We start from the raw sequence: 2,742 nt of genomic DNA on the forward strand, positions 1-2,742 counted from the left end.
GCGCAAGCAACCCTCGCATCATATATGCCAACTTGTACGGTTATGGGAAAACCGGTCCATATGCAGACTATCCCGCCTATGACGATATCGTCCAGGCTGCGTCGGGCATCGTTTCGCTGCAGGCCGCCCTATCAGGCGGAGAGCCCACCTACCTGGCAACAGTGGTTGCGGATAAGGTCGCGGGCCTCACCGCGGCATATGCCGTGATGGCAGCATTGTTCGAGCGAGAGCGGCATGGACATGGACAGGAGATCGAAGTCCCGATGTTCGAGACTCTGGCGTCCTTCTCGATGGTCGAACACCTTTGCGGGGCCATGTTCAACCCGCCGATCGGACCCACAGGCTATCCGCGCGCCCTTTCGCCGCAGCGGCGCCCTTATCGAACTGCCGACGGCTATATCGCTGTCATGATCTATAATGATCGGCACTGGTCGAATTTCTTCGATGCTATCGGCAACCCGGAATGGTCGAAAGACCCCATGTTCAAAAGTTTGAGAACGAGGACGCAGAATATCACGCAGGTGCTCGGCCAGTTGTCGAAAGTCCTGGAGACCCGCACTACCGAGGAATGGATGGCGGTCCTTACGCAGGCGCAATGTCCTGCCATGCCGGTACGTTCAATCGATGATCTGCTGGACGATCCACACCTGGAGCAGGTCGGCTTCTGGCACCAAGTACATTCCGCTGATGGAAACATGCGTATGCCGGGCGTTCCCGTCAGTTTTTCGCAAACACCCGGTGAACCCGGTCAGCCGGGGCCACGGTTGGGTCAGCACAGTCGCGAGATTCTGGAAGAAGCGAATTTTACGCCCGAAGAGATCGAGCGATTGGCAGGTCCACCTCAGCAAAACCGTCAGTCGGGATGAAACACGATCAGCGGCCCGGCCTCGGCCTGAAGCACTTTCGCCCTCACCTTCATCCCGATCGAAACTTCCCCGGCTGCAATACCGTCAACCCGGCTCATGAGGCGCGCGCCCTCTTCCAATTCGACCAGCGCGACGTTGTAAGGCTCGCGCGGGGGCTTAGGATACAACACCGTAACGGAATGCACTGTTCCGTGTCCGGACGCTTCGACCCATTGGGTCGCTTCGCCCAAAGCGCGAATGCGTGGAGGAAAATGACATTCCGCCGATACTGTATCGCGTTGCAGCAGTATCTTGCCTTGCCTCAAACCCTCTTCAAATTCGGCTTCGGGCGTATGGGCTTCGATGTCGTTCATGCCCTAGGATTATGGTCAAGGATGCCCCGGGTCAATCGAGGACAATGAATATGAAGGACGAATTTCCAAGAGGCGCCGCATCGATTGCGGGGCTCGCAACCTACGGGGTTGGTGAGATGCCAGGCTTCAGTTCTCTTGATCTGGCGGCCACAGCTGGACTGATGGCTTTGCAGGACGCCGACGCCAGGATTCAGGACGTGGATGCACTGTTCGGCTGTCTGCCAGACGATCTATTCGGCACTCTTTCCATGGCGGAATACTACGGCATCTCCCCTCGCTTCACGGACAATAACCGTACGGGAGGGTCCTCCTTCATCAGTCACATGATCACGGCCAGCATCATGATCGACGCTGGATACATCGACAACGCGCTGATCACTTATGGCTCCAACCAGAGAAGCAGCGGCGGGAAGCTGGCTACGCCTGCAAAGAGCAACAAATGGGAAGCCCGATATGATCCCATCTTCCCGCTCAGCAGCTATGCACTGGTTGCGGCGCGTCATATGCACGAGTTCGGCACGCGCCGGGAAGACCTCGCCGCCGTAGCCGTGGCTGCGCGGCAATGGGCCAACACCAATCCCGAGGCTTTCGCCAAGGGGCCACTGTCCATCGAAGATTGTCTGAAATCCCGCATGATCAGTTCTCCGCTCACCAAGGCGGATTGCTGCCTCGTCACCGACGGGGCCGCCGCGATCTATCTGACTTCGACCCGACGGGCATCGGATCTGCCGAAACCGCCGGTGCCAATCCTAGGTGCCGCTGCTGCAACGTGGCACAACTCGATCAGCGCCATGCCCGACCTGACGGCCACTGCTGCCAGGGAATCTGGAGCGAGGGCCATGGCCATTGCAGGGGTGACGCCGCAACAGATGGATACCGTTCAACTCTACGATGCCTTCACCATCAACACCCTGATTTTTCTGGAAGATCTAGGCTTTTGCGAGAAAGGCGAAGGCGGCGCATTCGTATCGGAAGGTCATATCGCACCGGGTGGCAGTATGCCGGTCAATACCAACGGCGGAGGTCTCAGCTACTGCCATCCCGGAATGTACGGGCTGTTCGCCATCGTCGAAGCCGCTCGTCAGCTTCGTGGGGAAGCAGCCAATCAGCAGCCGGACGTCGATCTGTGCCTGGCGCACGCGAATGGTGGAACATTCTCAAGCCAAGCCACCGCGATTCTCGGTTCGCTTTCGACGATCTGAGAACTGCGGTGAGAGGGGGGCGAGAGCTGGATTGCACCTCGCCCCGAACCGCGTTCTCGCAGGCGGATTTTCGATACGAACGGTAACCGGTCGAGATAACGGCGAGCTTTCCCCTTAGCTCCACCACCTCTTCGGTTAGCTCCACCACCTCTTCGGGTTGTGCGCAGATTCCTTGAGTGTCCCTGTTACGGGACAGTCCACCTCGACTGTGGTCTTGGCAGCCTCGACCTCGGCGATCGGTTCACCTTCGGTCACGCTGTCACCCACAGCCTTCAACCACCTGACGACCTCGGCATCCTGCATTCCCATTCCGAATTGCGG

Annotated in this window: 4 protein-coding genes; 2 read left to right on the plus strand and 2 right to left on the minus strand. The window is 58.6% G+C overall.

Translation table 11 applies throughout. From position 1 onward, the window contains the following. Positions 1-866, plus strand: an 866-nt coding sequence (locus D4Q51_RS00035) for a CaiB/BaiF CoA transferase family protein (RefSeq protein WP_162925062.1), incomplete at its 5' end; no start/stop codon positions are given. Here D4Q51_RS00035 and D4Q51_RS00040 read toward each other — a convergent pair. Further along, the gene (locus D4Q51_RS00040) at positions 854-1,219 is read right to left on the minus strand and encodes a Zn-ribbon domain-containing OB-fold protein (protein ID WP_120075297.1); all 366 of its coding nucleotides are present in this window, start codon (positions 1,217-1,219) and stop codon (positions 854-856) included. The two genes, D4Q51_RS00035 and D4Q51_RS00040, sit on opposite strands and share 13 nt — an antisense overlap. Before the next feature lie 11 nt (positions 1,220-1,230). Between D4Q51_RS00040 and D4Q51_RS00045 the strand changes: the two genes are divergently transcribed. Further along, complete coding sequence (locus tag D4Q51_RS00045; RefSeq protein ID WP_338068435.1) at positions 1,231-2,421, plus strand: acetyl-CoA acetyltransferase; 1,191 nt, start codon at positions 1,231-1,233, stop codon at positions 2,419-2,421. Between the two features lie 135 nt (positions 2,422-2,556). Here the strand turns inward: D4Q51_RS00045 and D4Q51_RS00050 are convergent. Continuing rightward, a partial coding sequence (locus D4Q51_RS00050) for a biotin/lipoyl-containing protein (RefSeq protein ID WP_120075298.1) occupies positions 2,557-2,742 on the minus strand: 186 nt, incomplete at its 5' end.

Origin of the sequence: Aurantiacibacter odishensis (assembly GCF_003605195.1) — a bacterium.
GTDB lineage: Bacteria > Pseudomonadota > Alphaproteobacteria > Sphingomonadales > Sphingomonadaceae > Alteraurantiacibacter > Alteraurantiacibacter odishensis.

Coding starts and splice junctions, on each gene's coding strand:
- D4Q51_RS00040 (WP_120075297.1), bottom strand. CDS start 1,219: ATGAACGACATCGAAGCCCATACGCCCGAAGCCGAATTTGAAGAGGGT.
- D4Q51_RS00045 (WP_338068435.1), top strand. CDS start 1,231: ATGGTCAAGGATGCCCCGGGTCAATCGAGGACAATGAATATGAAGGAC.